The organism is Halomicronema hongdechloris C2206, assembly GCF_002075285.3.
Lineage (GTDB): Bacteria > Cyanobacteriota > Cyanobacteriia > Phormidesmidales > Phormidesmidaceae > Halomicronema_B > Halomicronema_B hongdechloris.
Genome location: NZ_CP021983.2, coordinates 577,832 through 594,905, shown reverse-complemented (window position 1 = coordinate 594,905; position 17,074 = coordinate 577,832). Strand labels below are relative to the sequence as shown.

At 52.3% G+C, this 17,074-nt stretch carries 18 protein-coding genes and 1 riboswitch; of the genes, 9 read left to right on the top strand and 9 right to left on the bottom strand.

The window, feature by feature from the left end:
* Positions 1–15 precede the first annotated feature (15 nt).
* Both XM38_RS02815 and proB read left to right on the top strand, forming a co-directional pair.
* Positions 16–540 (top strand): YqeG family HAD IIIA-type phosphatase, encoded by a 525-nt coding sequence (locus XM38_RS02815; RefSeq protein WP_080808459.1) that lies wholly within the window; start codon positions 16–18, stop codon positions 538–540.
* Positions 541–1,033: 493 nt separating this feature from the next.
* Positions 1,034–2,170 carry a glutamate 5-kinase gene (gene proB / locus XM38_RS02810; protein ID WP_088429032.1) on the top strand — a complete coding sequence of 379 codons (1,137 nt, stop codon included), beginning with the start codon at positions 1,034–1,036 and terminating at the stop codon, positions 2,168–2,170.
* Here proB and XM38_RS02805 read toward each other — a convergent pair.
* The gene (locus tag XM38_RS02805; protein WP_080808467.1) at positions 2,167–3,120 is read right to left on the bottom strand and encodes an RpoD/SigA family RNA polymerase sigma factor; all 954 of its coding nucleotides are present in this window, start codon (positions 3,118–3,120) and stop codon (positions 2,167–2,169) included. The two genes, proB and XM38_RS02805, sit on opposite strands and share 4 nt — an antisense overlap.
* Before the next feature lie 260 nt (positions 3,121–3,380).
* On the bottom strand, positions 3,381–4,586 hold the full coding sequence (locus tag XM38_RS02800; protein ID WP_080808470.1) for an ATP-binding response regulator: 1,206 nt from the start codon (positions 4,584–4,586) through the stop codon (positions 3,381–3,383).
* Positions 4,587–5,090: 504 nt separating this feature from the next.
* Here XM38_RS02800 and XM38_RS02795 point away from each other — a divergent pair.
* Entirely contained in the window at positions 5,091–5,801 is a 711-nt protein-coding gene (locus XM38_RS02795; protein WP_080808473.1) for a response regulator, read from the top strand.
* 93 nt (positions 5,802–5,894) lie between these two features.
* Here the strand turns inward: XM38_RS02795 and XM38_RS02790 are convergent, their stop codons facing one another.
* The 4 genes from XM38_RS02790 to XM38_RS02775 all read right to left on the bottom strand — a co-directional run bounded on the left by XM38_RS02790 (position 5,895) and on the right by XM38_RS02775 (position 9,560).
* The gene (locus XM38_RS02790) at positions 5,895–6,152 is read right to left on the bottom strand and encodes a DUF1830 domain-containing protein (RefSeq protein WP_080808476.1); all 258 of its coding nucleotides are present in this window, start codon (positions 6,150–6,152) and stop codon (positions 5,895–5,897) included.
* A gap of 419 nt (positions 6,153–6,571) precedes the next feature.
* The gene (locus XM38_RS02785) at positions 6,572–7,093 is read right to left on the bottom strand and encodes a response regulator transcription factor (RefSeq protein WP_080808480.1); all 522 of its coding nucleotides are present in this window, start codon (positions 7,091–7,093) and stop codon (positions 6,572–6,574) included.
* Positions 7,094–7,554: 461 nt separating this feature from the next.
* Positions 7,555–8,757: a M20 family metallopeptidase gene (locus tag XM38_RS02780; protein ID WP_088429030.1), complete on the bottom strand. Its 1,203-nt coding sequence runs from the start codon at positions 8,755–8,757 to the stop codon at positions 7,555–7,557.
* A 41-nt stretch (positions 8,758–8,798) separates the two neighbouring features.
* Positions 8,799–9,560 (bottom strand): M15 family metallopeptidase, encoded by a 762-nt coding sequence (locus tag XM38_RS02775; protein ID WP_088429028.1) that lies wholly within the window; start codon positions 9,558–9,560, stop codon positions 8,799–8,801.
* A gap of 181 nt (positions 9,561–9,741) precedes the next feature.
* Between XM38_RS02775 and XM38_RS02770 the strand changes: the two genes are divergently transcribed.
* From XM38_RS02770 to XM38_RS25685, 4 genes are all read left to right on the top strand, one after another.
* Positions 9,742–10,641: an alpha/beta fold hydrolase gene (locus XM38_RS02770; RefSeq protein ID WP_088429026.1), complete on the top strand. Its 900-nt coding sequence runs from the start codon at positions 9,742–9,744 to the stop codon at positions 10,639–10,641.
* A gap of 27 nt (positions 10,642–10,668) precedes the next feature.
* Entirely contained in the window at positions 10,669–10,839 is a 171-nt protein-coding gene (locus tag XM38_RS25690; RefSeq protein WP_187329251.1) for a hypothetical protein, read from the top strand.
* A gap of 139 nt (positions 10,840–10,978) precedes the next feature.
* Positions 10,979–11,983 carry an arsenosugar biosynthesis radical SAM (seleno)protein ArsS gene (gene arsS, locus XM38_RS02765; protein WP_088431488.1) on the top strand — a complete coding sequence of 335 codons (1,005 nt, stop codon included), beginning with the start codon at positions 10,979–10,981 and terminating at the stop codon, positions 11,981–11,983.
* A 106-nt stretch (positions 11,984–12,089) separates the two neighbouring features.
* Positions 12,090–12,165, top strand: a riboswitch (Glutamine riboswitch).
* A 31-nt stretch (positions 12,166–12,196) separates the two neighbouring features.
* Positions 12,197–12,337, top strand: a complete 141-nt coding sequence (locus XM38_RS25685; protein WP_187329250.1) for a hypothetical protein — start codon at positions 12,197–12,199, stop codon at positions 12,335–12,337.
* A 275-nt stretch (positions 12,338–12,612) separates the two neighbouring features.
* On the opposite strand, the gene sir is transcribed toward XM38_RS25685, so the two are convergent.
* Positions 12,613–14,541, bottom strand: coding sequence for a sulfite reductase, ferredoxin dependent (sir, locus tag XM38_RS02760; protein WP_088429024.1), 1,929 nt, complete (start codon positions 14,539–14,541; stop codon positions 12,613–12,615).
* Between the two features lie 404 nt (positions 14,542–14,945).
* Between sir and XM38_RS02755 the strand changes: the two genes are divergently transcribed.
* Together XM38_RS02755 and XM38_RS02750 are read left to right on the top strand one after the other, a co-directional pair.
* The gene (locus XM38_RS02755) at positions 14,946–15,236 is read left to right on the top strand and encodes a CRR7 family NDH-1 assembly protein (RefSeq protein WP_256995520.1); all 291 of its coding nucleotides are present in this window, start codon (positions 14,946–14,948) and stop codon (positions 15,234–15,236) included.
* 129 nt (positions 15,237–15,365) lie between these two features.
* Entirely contained in the window at positions 15,366–16,097 is a 732-nt protein-coding gene (locus XM38_RS02750) for a PHP domain-containing protein (protein WP_080808556.1), read from the top strand.
* A 192-nt stretch (positions 16,098–16,289) separates the two neighbouring features.
* Here the strand turns inward: XM38_RS02750 and XM38_RS02745 are convergent, their stop codons facing one another.
* Together XM38_RS02745 and XM38_RS02740 are read right to left on the bottom strand one after the other, a co-directional pair.
* Entirely contained in the window at positions 16,290–16,385 is a 96-nt protein-coding gene (locus XM38_RS02745) for a helix-turn-helix domain-containing protein (RefSeq protein WP_137454996.1), read from the bottom strand.
* Between the two features lie 192 nt (positions 16,386–16,577).
* Positions 16,578–16,976: a hypothetical protein gene (locus XM38_RS02740; RefSeq protein WP_137454995.1), complete on the bottom strand. Its 399-nt coding sequence runs from the start codon at positions 16,974–16,976 to the stop codon at positions 16,578–16,580.
* Positions 16,977–17,074: the final 98 nt, after the last annotated feature.

The following is a 17,074-nucleotide window of genomic DNA, read 5'->3' as shown; positions in this document are numbered from 1 at the left end:
CCAAGAGGAACGAGTATGACCTGGGGTAAGCTCTTACAGCCCGATCTTGTGCTGGGGGATTCTGTTATCGGGCTAACCCCAGACATCATCCATCACCATGGATTGCGAGGGTTAGTGCTAGATGTCGACGAAACCCTGGTCCCCGTACGTTGTCCCCAGGCAGACCAAGCCGTACGAACCTGGTGTGAGCAGATGAAACCCTTAGTCTCCCTATGGTTGGTCAGCAACAACTTGAATGAAAGCCGTATTCGTCGCATTGCCCAGTCAGTGGATGTGCCCTACATCATGGGAGCCCGCAAGCCTTCCCGACGAAAACTGCGGCGAGCTATTGGCGCCATGGATCTGCCGATTCAACAGATAGCCATGGTTGGTGATCGCCTCTTTACCGATGTCCTGGCAGGCAATCGCATGGGTCTGTTCACCATCCTGGTGGACCCCATGATCAGTCCTGGGGAAGTGGCCAGATATTCTTGGGTGCGGGCCTTCGAGGTGTGGTTATCCCAAAAATTGGGCGTGTCCCTACAGACATTCTCCTCTTGAGACACTGACGATTAGATTTGGTCCCCAGCTTAGAGACACTCTGCAACACTTCTTTGCTTAACGTTAGCAAGCTGAAATATAAAGAAAAAATGATAAACCTGGGGCAATAGTTCTCTCAGTTGCGATGATAATAATGATTTTAATGGGATCAGCACTTGATAAAGATCCTAGAGTTTATACCAAGTCGACCCTAAAGATTTCCGTAGGTGATCTGCGGGGGTAGACTTGGACAAAGTTGATATAGGGTGTATAGGCATTGGTTCCAGATTTCAGGGCCAGTGCCTATACTTTTGCATTAACCATCAGTGATGATGGCATTCATAGCCACTGCCATGATGCTTTGGGCAGCGGTAAGCCAGTCAGTTTTCTTAGCCTCGGCAGTTGACCCATCAGTCATGTCTCGGTTAACTGGCCAACACTAATCCTTTCCTAATTTCGCGAGACGTCGACTCTCACGGAGAAGAGAACGCTAACTGTAGAGTGATTCCTGGCTATGGCAACTGTGCCCCGCCCCCAAACCCTCGTCGTCAAAATTGGTACCTCAAGCCTGACCCAAGGCAAGAGTGGCTATCTAGCCCTGTCCACCATTGCTCGCTTGGTAGAAACCCTGAGTCGTCTACGGCAACAGGATCATCGGGTAATTCTCGTCTCCTCTGGTGCCATGGGGGTGGGTTGTGTGCGTCTCGGGCTGAGTGAACGCCCCCGCACCATTGCAATGAAACAAGCCGTTGCCGCCGTAGGCCAAGGTCGCCTGATGCGAGTCTATGACGATCTGTTTTCAGCCCTGAGCCAGCCCATTGCTCAGGTTTTGCTCACCCGTAGCGACTTAGAGCAGCGCTCTCGCTATGTCAATAGCTATCGCACGTTCCGTCAGTTGACCCAGTTAGGCATTATCCCCATCGTCAATGAAAACGATACGGTGGCCATTGAGGAACTCAAATTCGGAGACAACGATACCCTGTCAGCCTTGGTAGCTAGTCTAGTCGGGGCCGATTGGTTATTCTTGCTAACCGATGTCGATCGCCTGTATTCAGCCGACCCTCGCCATCATGCCGATGCCCACCCCATCCATCAGGTAGATAAGCTCAAACAGCTAGAAGATCTGCAGATTGTCGTCGGTGATCGCGGGTCTCAGTGGGGCACCGGCGGTATGGCGACAAAACTAGAGGCTGCTCGCATTGCTACGGCCGCTGGCATTCGTATGGCCATTACCGAAGGACGCCATCCCGAAAATATTGAGAAGATTTTGGCCGGCGAGCCCCTAGGCACCCAGTTTGCCCCTCACCCGCGCCCTAACAACGCCCGTAAGCGCTGGATTGCCAACAGTTTAGTGCCCACAGGACGACTCTATCTAGATGCAGGAGCCGTGCAGGCCATCCGCCAAGGGGGGAAGTCACTCTTAGCCGCCGGCATCACTCAGGTGACAGGAGAGTTTCAACGCCGGGATGCAGTCCAGTTGTGTGATGTTAACGGCCAAGAAGTAGCTCGCGGCATCGTCAATTACGATTCCCAAGAACTGCATCAGATTCGTGGCTGTCGCTCTGATCAAATTCCAGAGGTGCTAGGCTACGAGGGAGCTGACACCGTTGTCCACCGAGACAATTTGGCACTGGAGCCTGAGGCAGATTAGACCGCCAAGTAAGACTTCATATCGGGACGAAGACTACGCAGCTTTTTCATGGCATCTCGCTCAATCTGTCGCACCCGCTCCCGGCTGACATTCATTTGTCGGCCGACTTTCGCTAAAGATAAGCCCTTACCATTATCCAGGCCGAAGCGAAGCGCCAGCACCTGTTGCTGCTGCGGAGTCAGGCGTGTCATTGAGGTTTCCAAGTCCTGCTTCAGGGCCGAGTGGGTGGCATAATCCTCGGGAGAGTTTTCTCCTTTATCTTCCAGCATCTCACCAAATTCGGTGTTCTGCTGATCGCCCACAAACATATTGAGGGACATGGGACGCTGGGCCTGCTCTAAACACGCCCGCACTTGTTCGTTGGGCATATCTAGGGCGTTGGCGATTTCAGAGACTTTGGCAGCGCGACCCAGCTCTTGCGCTAAGGACCGTTGGGTCTTTCGAATCTTATTCAGCTTCTCAACGATATGGATCGGTAGCCGAATTGTACGACCCTTATCGGCAATGGCCCGGGTGATGGCCTGACGAATCCACCAGTAGGCATAGGTCGAAAAGCGATACCCCTTTAGCGGATCAAACTTCTCAACTCCCCGCTGCAGCCCAATGGTACCTTCCTGAATTAAGTCCATCAAATCCAGATTGCGTTTAGTATACTTCTTAGCAATTGACACCACTAATCGCAGATTAGCCTCGACCATGCGCTGCTTAGCCTGTTCGCCATCTTCAAGAATTTGGGCTAACTCCTCTTCGGTCAGGTCGGCAGCATGGGCCCATTCCTGATGGCTGGGCTCGTGCCCTAACGTGTCGGTCAACTCTTCCTTCAGGTCTCGCAGCTTCACCCACTGCTGCACTTGCTTACCGAAGGAAACTTCTTCCTCTCGAGTAAGCATGGTGATACGGCCAATCTCTTTGAGATAACTGCGGACAATATCGCTGGATGCGGAGGTCATACTTCAGAGGTAGTGCTGAACGAATAGTAGTTGTTTGGCCGTCGGGAAATTAAGTAGCCATATGCCAAGCTCAGCTCAGGACTAACGCCTTCTTGCGAACGAGCTTTCAGACCTGATCCAAAGCTAGGCTCGATAACGACCTATCGATTCTAGGATGACACTATTTCGAATCTTAAACCTCTACCTAAGGGCTAGTTCCTCATGGCGCTAGTAGTACTCGAATTTTATTCCCAATGAACTGATGACCACTGATAAAACTCTTAGAGGGGGCAAGTCGAGACGGTCGCTTCGACTTGGGCGTCAGCCGTCTGATTCAGGCACTTTGGGGACGGTGTGGTCACTCTTGGCAGCTTTAAAATGAAGTCGCTGCCAGCCTCTGACGAGGATGTTACCTGCAAGCTACCCCCATGCATAGTAGCGATTCGGCGAGATAGATGTAGTCCTAACCCACTGTTAGCACGGCGATGCTTCCCAGGCCGGAACCACTCAAATATTTGCTCTTGCTCTTCAGGGGTAATCCCAGGTCCTGTATCACTAACAATAAGTTGCACGGAGTCAGTCTCGGTTGACTCCAATCGTACAGTAACGCCGCCCTGCTCGGTGAACTTAATCGCATTGCCAATTAAATTGGTGATTACCCGCCGCAGTTCTAAGCGGTCACCTTTGACCCAGAATTGTGGCATTTCTATTTGATGCTGAATGCTATCTGGATTGACTACCTTGGTTTCTTGACAAAGGGTCAAGTACAATGATTTTTCCTGACAGAGAGGCTTCAGTTCGGTAATCACCGTAGCTGCTAATTCCCACAGATTGACTGGGGAAAAGGCAAGATGTTTGTGGCCAGCCTCGTGGCGATACACCTCTAAGAGGGTATTGGCCATCTGCAGCAAATTATCGTTGTTACGCAGCACATTAGCCAAGGCCGTTTGCATGTCTGAGGGAGGCTCGCCATAGACTCCCTCCAGGCAGAATTGTAAGACTCGATTGACAGCTACGAGAGGAGTCCGCAAATCATGGGTGAGGCGAGCCACGAAATCATCTCGCTGCTTTACCATATTCGCCTGGGCGTCCATGCTGTGCTTGAGGCGCAGTAGCGATCGCACCCGGGCCAACAGCTCATCGATATCAACTGGCTTGCGAATGAAATCATCGGCGCCAGCATCTAGCCCGCGGACAACATTAGACTGATCATCGGCCGTAATCAGTAGGATTGGAATGTACGGCAGGCTCTTATCTTGACGCAGGTGGTGAGTGACTTCATAACCATCTAAATCCGGCATCATGACATCTAGCAGCACCAAATCGGGAGGCTCTTTGCGGATGTGCTCCAAAGCCTTAGTGCCGCTGTCCAGGTAGCGGATACGATAACCTTCGCCATCCAAAATGGCCTGTATCAGCTCTAAGTTATCGGGTAAATCATCAACCGCCAAAATGTAGGGCGGCCTCTTGTAACTGACAGAGGACATTTGCTATCTATCCAGCATTTGATCGTATAGACAACATGAAGATATTGAAACACTAGTGTTATATGTCGCTAAAACAGTCCCTTGGCATCAGCGGCGCCCATGCTACTGACTTTTTTTGAATCAGAGAAATGACCTATACGATAGAACGCCCTTGCTGCCAAGCTAGCAGGGCAAACCATCTCCCAGGATATCTCCGCAGAGCTTGCGCCGAGGACTGATGAGCCTAGCAGCGGACGCCATTTTCTTAAAGTCTTATTTTCCTGAGGTAGTGTATGCATCATAACTGAGAGATTTCGCTAAATTGCTCTGTCTAGAGAGAGAGTTTAGACTATGGTCAATGTGATAGAAGACATTTAGTAGAAGAATTTGATTATACTTAAACTCAGTTTAGAGAATTGGCTCGGGAGTTAATTCTTGCCTGTCCCTAGGCCTGTACGTCTGACCCTGTCTAAGGTTTAATGATTGAGCCTGCCCCACTAGGTAGAGGTATCTGGAGACTCAGTTATGGAAGCAATCCGCGTCGCCCTCATTGAAGATCATGATCTGACTCGGATGGGGCTCAAGACAGCTTTGCAGAAGCATGGGCTCAATTTTCTGGGGGAAGCAGCCACAGGTGCCAAGGGGTTGCAGCTAGTGGCAGATACTCACCCCGACGTCGCCATTGTCGATATCGGGTTGCCTGACATTGACGGTATTGAACTGACCCGGCAGATCCAAGAAGCTCAAGCGAATCAGGAACAGCCAACCCGAATATTGATCCTAACCATGCACGATAGCGAGGATTCGGTGCTGGCAGCATTCTCTGCTGGTGCCCATTCTTACTGCACCAAAGAATTGGCGACAGCCGAACTCATGACAGCTGTGATGGAAACTGCCCAAGGTCACAGTTGGATTGATCCGGCCATCGCCAACATCGTGCTACGGCAGATGCGCAATGCTCAGGCTACTGAGGAAGCGCATCAGGACGCGACGGTGGAAATTGATGCCATTACCCCTGAGCACAAACAGCTCATCGAGACCTACCCCCTAACCGATAGAGAATTAGAGATCTTGGAGCTAATCGCCGCAGGGGGCAGTAATGCCGATATCGCTGAGAAGCTCTATATCACCATCGGCACGGTGAAAACCCATGTCCGTAGTATTCTCAATAAGCTGTGCGTAAATGACCGCACTCAGGCGGCAGTAAGAGCCCTACGGTCTGGATTGATTCGCTAAATTTCGCTAAGCCCGAATTAGGACCACTGATAGTAACCACGGGGCTTTCCCTGGCTGTGGTTTGAGCCCAGGTGGTGGGCTAATGCCTGAGCCCTAGGTGGTTACCCGGATGCGATCGCACGGGATAGTATCGGCCAAAATAGCTCCCACCGGACTGCCAGTATGAACCTCAAGGCGAGCTTCAGGAATCGCTTCGAACATTAATCGCTGACCAGGAAAAACCACCCGCTCAAAATACTGATCTGGTATGTCGGCAATCCGAATCACTTGAATTTTGCTGCTGTGGTTTTGATAGCAACACAGCACTTGCTGATCAGCGGTTGTTGGTGCGGCATGAAGGTGTGAAGTCATGGGGAGCGAAGAAACTATATAATGAGCTGCCAATATAATTGATGCAACCCACGAGACTACTTGATCTTCCTTGATCTTTGAAGATACTGCCTGGTGACGCATCACCCTTTAGACTGGCAATCGAGTAGCCAAGACTATTCGTTGGCAGAGAAGCCCGTGGGTGCCATCGCCATCTATTAGTAGGTTAACGACCCCCCATCGAGGCATCAGCGAGAGAACTCCCCAAATGTCTGGGGTAAATCTACGCGAATCCCTAGGAGTTAATTTGCCAAGGAAATTTTAAAGCGCCGGCAAGACAACTTCTGTCTAGGCTTGCAGCGATTTCGTGTGAGCATTCACGGTAGTTCTGAAAGACTTATCTGCCTACTATCCAGGCAGTTGGCCAATCGCCTCTAAACCGCATCAGGCATTTTGCTAATCTAGCGCTGGCTAGTGAGAGGCGATTCCGGGGCAATAATGGCTGGATTGTCTAAGGGACAATAACGAGCCAAAAGGCTTTCTAAGGCCTGAATTGAGTAGGGCTTACAGAGATAATCATTAAATCCGGCTGCCATGATTTCCCTCTGATCCGCCTCCGATGCTAAGGCAGTGATGGCAATCACCGGTAACGCCTGAGATGATCTAGGCCCCATTAACGCCTGGTCTGCCCCAGCTCTCACCCGCTTCAGGACGGCGAATCCATCCAATTCTGGCAACACTACATCCAGCAACAGCAAATCGATAGCTTGATGGCCAATCAGCTCGAGCGCCTGACGACCGGTTTTGGCCGACAAAACTGCATAACCAGCCTGCTCAGCAACATAGCAGGCCAATTGCAAATTGTCGGCATCATCATCGACGACCAATACTTGAGGCCGTTTCTTCCCGGAATGACCTGGGGATGCCTCCTCTGCAGCGAACGCCGGGAGGGCACAAGAATCGCAATTTAGGGGCAATGTCATGGAAGAAGTCAGCAGCGTCCTGAGGGATGAACGGGGACACCGGCAATGAATTAGAAACAACCGCTACCTAGACTATTCACCTCACCCTAGGCGAAACAGTCATCGATGATTGCGTTGAGGATCTGCTGCCCCGAAGCGACATGGTCTGAGCTAGACGTTCAGGCTGCAATTGCAGCCTAGCCGTGCGCTTCAAGACAGGGTGGAAGATCTCAGCGTCTAAAACTAATTGCCAGAGCCCGGTCAGATGATGTGTCAATCCACATGATTAACTTATCTCAATATTTCTGTCAGTGGATGAAATTAGTTGACGTTTATTGGAGGTTTGTTATAAACGTGGCGTACATGAGTCTCACCGCTATGGTAGCACTGCTGCCTAAATGCTGCTAAACCTCTCTAGGATTTGAATTGGCCGCATGGGACTCCGTATTAGACTCGAGCCCATTAGCAAAGTGCGAGTCCTGCTAAGGAGCCTTGCCCAGGGGACAGGCTCTCTGCCAGTAGCAGCAGGCTGCATAGGCCATGGTGACAACTCCTGTGGTGATAGCGGTCTCGTCCACGTCAAACTTAGGATGATGGAGCGGATAGTTTTGAGACCTATCGGTTCCCCCAACGCCCAGGCGAAACATGGTACCAACGGCATGCTCTAAGTAGAGGGCAAAGTCTTCAGCTCCTAGGGATGGTTCCAGAATCAGCTGGATGCGATCGCTACCCCAGGCATCTTCAGCACAGACCTCCGTCAGCTGGGTAAGCTCTAGGTCATTCATGACTGATGGCACCCCTCGGCGGTAATTGATTTGATAGTTGGCGCCATAGGGTTGGCAAACCGCGGCAACGATGTCCTCGATCCACTGGGGCAAGTGCTGATGGGTATCGGGGTGCAGGGAGCGCACTGTCCCCAGTAACTTAACCCGGTCAGCGATGACATTGGCCGCGCGCCCCCCTGAAATTTGGCCGATGGTTAGCACCACTGGGTGTAGTGGATTCTGGGTACGACTGATGGATTGCTGCAACGTGGTGATCACTTGGGAAGCAATCCAGATGGCATCAATGGCTTCGTGGGGTCGGGCGCCATGGCCTGATTCTCCGGTGATCACAATTTCCAAATCATCGGCTGCCGCCGTCAGGGCTCCATAGCGAATACCAATGGTGCCGGCTGGGATCACGGGATAGACATGCTGGCTAAAGATGGCATCTACCCCTTCCATGACGCCATCGGCGATCATCCAGCGTGCCCCCTGGGCAGTCTCTTCGGCTGGCTGAAACAGGAAGCGGATGGACCCTGCCAAAGGGCTCTCTAACTGGGACAAGACCATGGCAGTCCCTAAGCCAATAGTGGTGTGTACATCGTGACCACAGGCATGCATGATGCCGGGTTTGCTGGAGGCAAACTCCAGTTCGGTCAGTTCATGGATGGGCAGGGCATCCATATCACTGCGAATGGCTAGGAGGCGACGATTCGGATCACTCCCCTCCAGTTCGCCAATGACACCGGTTTTCCCTACCAGTTCCTGCACTCGCAAGCCACAGGAAGACAGGACGCCTGCAATATAGGCAGCGGTCTGATATTCTTGGCCACTGAGTTCGGGATGGCTATGGAGGTGACGGCGAATTTCAATCAGGCGGGGGGCGATTTTCTCACTGATGGCTTTGATCTGACTAAGCATGCAGGATGGGCAAGGTTTTCTCTATCGTACTGGCAGAGACTTTACTGTTGATAAAACGTCTCTAGGCTGTCTTGGTTTCCCACAAAGCGCCAGTGCCAGGGTTCAAAGGCAATGTCTTGGTCATTATCCGGGGGAAATGACAGCTCAAAACCATAATGGGCGGCATTGTTAACCAACCAGTCGTAGGCTGGGGTGTTGGCAAAGGTGGGGTCTAAGTGGGTTTGGGGTTGCTGGGCATCACCGATATCGATGGCATAGCCGGTGTGGTGTTCACTATACCCCGGGGGAGCGCTAACTTCGGCCCGATCTAAGGCAGTCTGTCCCCGATCTGCCTTGATGTCGAAAAACAGACGGCGCTGTTCCTCTTGCGATCGATAGCCGGATAGGGCGGCCAGATGAATGCCCTCGCGTCGGGCGGCCGCTACCATGGCCAGGAATGGTTCTGCGGCAGCTTCATGCAGCTGAATCTGACCGTCTGCCGTGATCGGGACCAGGGTGGTGGGGTCAGCTTCTGCATAGGCTCGATGACCAAGCAGGGTCGGCTCTGGGGGCAGTTCTGTTTGAATCGTTGGGCCCATAGGAGCAGGCAACGGCGGCACCGGGGACATTGAGGACAGTGTGGGAGAGGGGGGGGCGTACATGAATCGCCAGGCGGCTAGGAGGCTGGTGCCCAACAGTGCGATCGCAACGGCAATAATTACCCCCCAGGGACGTTTCGATCTGGCATCGGAAATAACTCCTGAGCCCCCATCTCGACGGGCCTCTGGAATATCATTCACAGACATTACAACGACAAACCCCATCACGGCACATGGCTAACTCAAGGCAGGCTCTGGCTAGATTCTAGACTGCCTTGGCTCCGTTCTTACGGGAATCTGCCACTAAATTCAGGCTAAATCTTAGACCACAACCCGAGCCTTCAGAAGTCAGCCTGAATCCAAACGCTTCCGGTAAGCTACAAAGTGAGAAGCCTGGCAAACGACTATGCTGCAGTTTCAGCCTATTGGTGTTGCGTCCCATCGTCTGGAAACCTCACTAGGGCAATTGGTCTACTACACACCCAGTCAGCCCCCCTGGGATACTGCCGATCCCCAATCTCCCGCCCTCGTCTTCCTGCACAGTCTGGGAGGAGGCTCATCCGCCTATGAATGGTCGCAGGTCTATCCTGCCTTCGCCCCAGACTATGGCGTCATTGTCCCTGATTTGTTGGGCTGGGGCCAGTCAGATCACCCTGCGCGTGATTACGGCACCGCAGACTACTGCCAAATCTTGACCACCTTGTTAGAGCGAGTCACCATCCCCCCTACCCTAGTGATGGCCACCTCCCTGACCGCCGGTGTGGTGATTCGCTTGGCCATTCAGCGTCCGGATCTATTCCGTGCCCTAGCTCTGGTGTCACCATCGGGCAATAGTGATTTCGGTCGTAACTATCGCCTGTCCTTATCGGCTCAACTGATTCGCACTCCCGGCGTCGACCGCCTGGTTTATGCTTTGGGCGCCGCCAACGAGCCCGCCGTGCGCAATTTTCTCACCTCGTTTTTGTTTGCTAACGCCGATCGGCTCAGCCAGGAGGTCGTCCAGGCCTATCTCACCTGTATTCAACAGCCTGGGGCAGACTACGCTGCCTTGGCCTCCCTCAAGGGAGACATTAGTTTTGATCTCAGTCGTTATATGGGTCAGCTTCACATTCCCACCGCCTTTATCCTGGGGGCAGCGTCTCGCCTCAACCCCGCTAGTCGAGGCCAGCGCTTGGCTCAACTCAATCCCACCGCCGTGCAGGCCGTTTACAAGATTGCTGAATCGGGGGCATTACCTCAGCTAGAGCGCCCTGCTGCAGTGGTCAGTGTACTCCGCCATTTTCTGGCCAATCACCGGTCTGTTTGAGAGGTGACTCGCAACCTTACCAGTGACATGGATCAGCCCTATCTTCAAGACTATCTCAACCGCTGTTTTAGCCATCGCCTGAGAGAATTTCTAGGTGCCTCTCAGGAAAAATTCAGCTCCCTACCGTTGAATACATACAATGTAACGCTGCTGGATCAATTGGCCGCCGTGCCAAGTCTGGGTTTTTTCTCGCTATAGGCGCCAGCACCGAGGATGGGGCGGTCTTACCAGATAGGCTCCTTAGCTAGGAGTGTTGATCGCGACTGACTGTGCTCAGTTATCTGCCCTAGCGCCCTCTCTTTTCTGTCTGCTATTGTTCGCCAACTTAGATAAGTTCATGGTTTCATCGCTTAATTCTCAGCCCACCACCGCTACGCCCTTTGAGCACACCCTAGGCACTCCTCTGACCAAACAACCCATCACGGTTCTACAAATTAATTTAGGCCGCCGGTGCAACCTAGCCTGTACTCACTGCCATGTGGAAGCGGGTCCCAAGCGCACCGAAGAACTCTCACCGCAGGTATGTGAGCAATTGGTCGAGATAATTCGGCGGTTTCCTCAGATTGAGACGGTGGATCTAACCGGGGGGGCTCCAGAGATGAACTACGGCTTTCGTCCCATTGCTGAAGCCGCCAGGGTGACGGGCAAAACCGTAATTGTGCGCTCTAACTTGACCATCTTTTTTGAGCCGGGCTATGGCGATTTACCTGAATACTTTGCGACTCACCAATTGCACGTTGTCGCCTCATTACCTTGTTATCTAGAAGACAATGTCGATCGCCAGCGGGGGAGTGGGGTGTATAATGCCTCGATTCGAGCCCTACAGCGTCTCAATCACCTGGGCTATGGCCGCATCCCTAAGTTAGGACTGGATTTGGTGTACAATCCCCCGGTGCCTCACGATAGCAACTTTTATTTAACGCCCCATCAGGCAAATTTGGAACAGGCCTATAAGACTTACCTCAAGGAACACTTTGACATCGATTTTAACCACCTATTTACCCTGACTAATTTGCCCATTGGTCGGGTTAAGCATTCCTTGCAGAAAAAGGGACTTTGCCAACCCTATACAAAGTTTTTAGAAAACCATCACAACCCTAACACCGTGGCCCACCTGATGTGCCGCAACCAGCTATCGGTAGACTATTTGGGAAATATCTATGACTGCGACTTTAATCAGATGGAAGGGGTGCGATCGCATCTGCCCGATGGCACTCCCATAAGCCTATCCACCCTATTACAGACGAATAATCTCGATGTGATTCAGACCATTCAAACCCGCCCTTACTGCTACGGCTGCACCGCTGGTGCTGGTTCCAGCTGTGGCGGTGCCCTCCTTTAATCTAGCGGCAGCCCTGCAGGATTTGTAACAATAACGACCGCGAAATTACAAATTAATACTCGAGTGGACATTTTCCTAGGGAAAAGTAACAATAAATACAGACGCAATCGTTCACTCTTGCCTGCAAGTAACTCTTTTCCCAGGCAGGGCGGAAGTAGGGAGTCTTCCTGAAGGAACGCACCCCATCCTGTTGCCGCGTGGGAGGCGACTATTATGAATTTCGGAATTGCCAATGTAGAACTGCTTCTGGGGCTGGAGATCATCTTAGTGGTGACGGTGATGACCTTAGTGGTCTGCCCTCTGTTGCTCTGGGTTTTGCCAGATCGACTCCATCAACCCAATGGCCATGTCTAAACTCGTAGGCCCATCTTAGCGGTGGGCAGACGCAGGTCACTAATCTCGTGGAGGCGCTGATATCACTGGCTGTTTTGCTACTGGGGACGACTCCTGCACGGAGCCGTCCTTTTCTCATGCCTAACCATTTCTCATGCTGAACCACAGTGGGAGGGCAGTAGGACTATGCCCGCGCGTAGCAGCAGCAGGCAGAACGAGAAACCCTGATAGATGAGCCTTGTTGCTCTGAGCAATAGCAGCGTTATATCTGCCGCAGAGTCCTAGCCCCTGATCACCTAGTTCAAGTAGGCTGAAAGCGCCTCCGCTGCAATCTGCGACATGGGACGACCTTGCTGTTGGGAAGCAGCTTTGAGCTGGCGATAGACCGAATCAGTGATGCCGATGCGATGGCGTGACTTGCGCTCCCGAGTATATTGACTGGGATCATAGCTGTCACTGAACTGCTGCAGGGCATCAAACCCGATGCGATCGCAAAAGCTACCAAACGATTCCCCTGCCTGCCGGGTCTCCCGGAAGCAGACCAACAGCGGCTCCAGAGCACCCTCTAGCTCATCTAAGTGCAGGCGATCGATAAAGGGACGTGCCAAGCGAGTCTGATCAGGCGCTCCCCCTAACCAGAGCTGATACTGGTTAGGGCCACTGCCCACCAGGCCCAACTCCGCCATGTAAGGTCGGGCACAGCCATTGGGGCAACCGGTCATGCGCACCACGAAATGCTCATCCTGTAACCCCACCTGGATCAGCAACTGCTGAATGCGCTCCAGCACCTTAGGGATAATCCGTTCCGACTCGGTAATGGCCAGACCACAGGTGGGTAGCGCCGGGCAAGCCATGCTGTAGCGCACCAGGGGGTCTAGCTCAGCCTCTGAGCGCACCCCATGGCGGCTCAAAATCTGTTGAATCTCCGCCCGAGCAGCCGGATCAATGTCGTAGAGAATCACACTCTGGTTAGGCGTCACCCGCATGGGCACCTGAAACCGCTGAATAATCTCTCGCAATGCCGATTTCAGCGTCAATGTGTCTCGATCCAGAATGCGGCCATTCTCGATGGGAATGCCCACGAATAACGCCCCATCTCCCTGTTCGTGCCATCCCAGATAGTCATAAAACCGCCACTCTGGCAGCGGCTTAAAGGGTTGCAAGGGTTTACCAAAATAGGCTTCCACTTGGCGCCGGAAGTGCTCCACCCCCCAATCATGTAGCAAATACTTCATACGAGCGTGGCGGCGCTGGAATCGATCGCCATAATCCCGTTGGGTGGCAACAATTGCCTTTAGAGCATCGTAGACATCGGCCTTGTCCACATAGCCAATCGGATCAGCCAGGCGGGCAAAGGTCTCTTCCTTATTGTGGGTACGGCCCATGCCTCCCCCGGCTAGGATATTAAACCCCTGCAGCTCTCCGGCGGCATCGACTATCACCACCAGGGTGACATCATGGGTATAGACATCTACCGAGTTGTCTCCCGGCACCGTCACCGCGCACTTGAACTTACGCGGCATGTAGTAAGCTCCATAGATGGGCTCTTGGCTGCCGTGTACCAGAGTGCCATGGCCATTGCGTTGACGAGCTGCCACCACCTCAGGGTGCTCTTCAGCGGTAATCGCCTTTTCTCCATCCAGCCAGATCTCGTAATAGGCCTCGGTTTGGGGCCGTAACAGGTCAGCAATGCGCTCGGCGTAGTCCCGGGCAATTCTATAGTCTGGCCGATGGGCAAAGGGAGCCGGCGATGCCATGACGTTGCGGTTTAAATCGCCACAGGCTCCCAGTGTCGAACCCAGGCTGCGAATAATCGCAGCGATGGTGGCCTTCAGATTTCTCTTCAGCACCCCGTGGAGTTGAAATCCCTGCCGAGTCGTGGCTCGCAACGTGTGGTTGCCATATTCCTCAGAGAGGCGATCCAACGTCAGATACAACTGGGGGGGAATATAGCCACCCGGATTCCGGGTGCGTAACATGAACTGATAATCCTTTTCCTGGCCCCGAACCCGATTGTCTCGATTGTCTTGCTGATAAGAGCCATGGAACTTAAGGATTTGCAACCCATCTTTGGAAAAGTGCGTGGTATCTTGCAACAGCTCAGTGGCCACTGGCTCCCGCAAATACCGACTGCGCTCCTTAATCCCCTCTAACTTGGAGGTTTTCTGCTGTCGATAGGGAGCCGACGAGGAATTTGAGGTGGTTGATGTAGGACTGTAAACCATGAGAAGCCAGAATAATGCCGTCTTAAACCGTGTCTAAGAGTATTCCATCAAAAAAATAGCCTGATCTAGGCGATTGAACTCAGCCTATCTGGCCTGTTCAGCCAGCCCTTGGATGAGTATTTAGCTGGAACACTCTAAGTCCAACTCTGACGCTGTAAACCGCTTTAAATCTTGAGCTGGACTGGGGATTGTCGTGACAATCAGCTCAATCTATTCACCGGTAAATCGGTCGGAATTTGGGTGATAGATTTACTATATCACTGGATCCTGTAATTGCCAGGGGGCAGGGAGATATGGCACTGGTCCGATGGCGAATCGTAAGCCTGGGCAGGGCCTGATGCCAGGCTTGATAACAATTGCGATGTTCCTCAAACAGGGGTAGGCCAGGGAGCAAGCCAGTCAGTATGCTGGAGATGACCCTCTATGGAATCGCCATGCCAGATGCCATCATGTACCGGGATGATGATATGTATGTCTTACTCATTCCCGGCCAAGACGAAGTCTTTCTTACTCCAGATGAGCTTCTAGAGCGGCTGAAGGGGGTGTTAGCTGATTGTCAGGAGGCTCTGCCTCGGGAGCTGCGCGCTTTGGAAAATCTAGATGCCCAAGCTCGCCATTTAAGGGACACAGCCTGTGAGTTTGAACGACAGCCGGGGGAACGTTGGCAGTGGTATGTAGTGCGTCTAGAGAAGTAAGGGGCGCAAAATCAAGGGATAGCGAGTGTCAGGGTTGAACATTTTTGTAGCCACGACCGCTATAAGCTCCTGCCAGTGGGTATATTAGTAATTAGTAATGAGTCGCACGTGCACACTTCTGATATCACCATGGCGGTTAGCCTGACGCAGCTGTCAGCATCGGCCCAAATCGGCCATCATGCAGATACGCTGAGGTCAATCTTTAAGCAAGTTGATGACACCAGTTGCCCCAAGGGTTACAACTTCCACATGCATACTGTCTGCTCGGATGGTCGCTTGACCCCAGCGGACCTAATGGCACAAGCCCTGAGTTTAGGGCTAAAGGAATTTGCCATTACAGACCACCACAATGTAAAGGGGTTTTACCAAGCCAAGCAGTGGTTAGAAGACTGGCAATGGCATCATCCTGCCCGCATCAGCAGTAGTTGTCGTTACTCCAGTGGGTTACCGCGGTTATGGGTCGGGGCAGAAATCACGGCCCTACTCGCTCGTATCGATGTCCATATTCTGGGCTATGCCTTCGATCCGAGTCATAAAGCCATGTACCCCTATCTCCAGGGGCATGCCCCTCGGGGCAGCCATCGAGAGTCTAAGCGGGTGATTCAGGCGATTCAACAAGCTGGTGGCATCGCTGTACTAGCTCACCCGGCTCGATATCGTCGCCCGGCCTCTGAATTAATTCAGGTTGCCGTCGGGGAGGGCATCGACGGGGTCGAAGCCTACTACGCCTATGACAATCCCAGTCAATGGCGGCCCTGCCCAAAGCAGACTCCTGAGATTGAAGCCCTAGCCACTGAATATCAGCTTTTAACCACCTGCGGCACCGATACCCATGGCCTCAACTTGACCCGGCGACTCTAGTCTCTAATGCGTTCTAAGTAGCAGGGCTCAATTAAATGAATGTAAGATGTCCGACGTTGGAACCCTTGTCTAGCATGGAAAGTGTCTTTAGTTTAATTCCGCCTTCCTCCTTAATTACGTTCTAATCCGGTAGATTTTATGGCTATGACCGGGGTGGGGATGGGCTTTGGCTTGGACATCGCCGGTTTCGGCTTAGCGCTTACCCTGGCGATAAATGGTGTCGCGACTGATGTGAAAGACTGCGGCGGCTTCCTGAATCGGCATGTCATCAAGGTCGATGGCTTCCATGATTTTGCGCCGGAGGTCGTAGCTCTAGGGTTTAGGCATGAGACTTAGCGATAGGGCAGACTTCTTCAGTCTATGTCTGAATCACAATGGCGACCACTATAGATCAACATTCTCTTGTTCTAGAGGATCATCCCCTACCTGCTATATTCCGGCTGAGTGACAAGTAATATTTGCTTTGCGACGCGCAGCTGGTTAAGGGATTTTACTAGAGTCACTGGCTTTACCAAAGACGAAAGCCAAAGTTCCAGTTAGTATTAATCCCATTTGGGAAGCTGCCCTTTGTTCCTCCTCCTCTGTTGTTTCTGTTAGTGGAGAAATAACTATAAGGTTGGTGATAGTGATTGCTAGGACAACCAAGGCAGCAAGGATAGAAGGTCCAGTTTCTACCACTAGCATTTTCACTCGTCGATCAAATGCTCGCCCTCTTTCCATCTGGAACGTATGATCCATCAATCGCTGACGCTCTTCGGGAGTTTCTGGATAGGATGTAAAAACAACGCGGGTCGAAGGTTCAGGGTCTAAATCTTCTAATTCTTTCCCGATATCAAATTGGTCATTCATTTTTTCATGATTTAATATGGAAGCTGCCAAAGAGTTCCGGATCTTTGTCTTTTAAATCATTAAGAGAAAGGTGCTCAATACGCGAAACGTTAACGCGTTGAGCACCTTTAGATCTAGCCTCGGGTTCA

What these genes read in the sequence shown, in the direction of transcription:
- XM38_RS02815 (WP_080808459.1), top strand. Translation starts at nt 16, where the DNA reads ATGACCTGGGGTAAGCTCTTACAGCCCGATCTTGTGCTGGGGGATTCT.
- proB (WP_088429032.1), top strand. Translation starts at nt 1,034, where the DNA reads ATGGCAACTGTGCCCCGCCCCCAAACCCTCGTCGTCAAAATTGGTACC.
- XM38_RS02805 (WP_080808467.1), bottom strand. Translation starts at nt 3,120, where the DNA reads ATGACCTCCGCATCCAGCGATATTGTCCGCAGTTATCTCAAAGAGATT.
- XM38_RS02800 (WP_080808470.1), bottom strand. Translation starts at nt 4,586, where the DNA reads ATGTCCTCTGTCAGTTACAAGAGGCCGCCCTACATTTTGGCGGTTGAT.
- XM38_RS02795 (WP_080808473.1), top strand. Translation starts at nt 5,091, where the DNA reads ATGGAAGCAATCCGCGTCGCCCTCATTGAAGATCATGATCTGACTCGG.
- XM38_RS02790 (WP_080808476.1), bottom strand. Translation starts at nt 6,152, where the DNA reads ATGACTTCACACCTTCATGCCGCACCAACAACCGCTGATCAGCAAGTG.
- XM38_RS02785 (WP_080808480.1), bottom strand. Translation starts at nt 7,093, where the DNA reads ATGACATTGCCCCTAAATTGCGATTCTTGTGCCCTCCCGGCGTTCGCT.
- XM38_RS02780 (WP_088429030.1), bottom strand. Translation starts at nt 8,757, where the DNA reads ATGCTTAGTCAGATCAAAGCCATCAGTGAGAAAATCGCCCCCCGCCTG.
- XM38_RS02775 (WP_088429028.1), bottom strand. Translation starts at nt 9,560, where the DNA reads ATGGGGTTTGTCGTTGTAATGTCTGTGAATGATATTCCAGAGGCCCGT.
- XM38_RS02770 (WP_088429026.1), top strand. Translation starts at nt 9,742, where the DNA reads ATGCTGCAGTTTCAGCCTATTGGTGTTGCGTCCCATCGTCTGGAAACC.
- XM38_RS25690 (WP_187329251.1), top strand. Translation starts at nt 10,669, where the DNA reads ATGGATCAGCCCTATCTTCAAGACTATCTCAACCGCTGTTTTAGCCAT.
- arsS (WP_088431488.1), top strand. Translation starts at nt 10,979, where the DNA reads ATGGTTTCATCGCTTAATTCTCAGCCCACCACCGCTACGCCCTTTGAG.
- XM38_RS25685 (WP_187329250.1), top strand. Translation starts at nt 12,197, where the DNA reads ATGAATTTCGGAATTGCCAATGTAGAACTGCTTCTGGGGCTGGAGATC.
- sir (WP_088429024.1), bottom strand. Translation starts at nt 14,541, where the DNA reads ATGGTTTACAGTCCTACATCAACCACCTCAAATTCCTCGTCGGCTCCC.
- XM38_RS02755 (WP_256995520.1), top strand. Translation starts at nt 14,946, where the DNA reads ATGCTGGAGATGACCCTCTATGGAATCGCCATGCCAGATGCCATCATG.
- XM38_RS02750 (WP_080808556.1), top strand. Translation starts at nt 15,366, where the DNA reads ATGGCGGTTAGCCTGACGCAGCTGTCAGCATCGGCCCAAATCGGCCAT.
- XM38_RS02745 (WP_137454996.1), bottom strand. Translation starts at nt 16,385, where the DNA reads ATGGAAGCCATCGACCTTGATGACATGCCGATTCAGGAAGCCGCCGCA.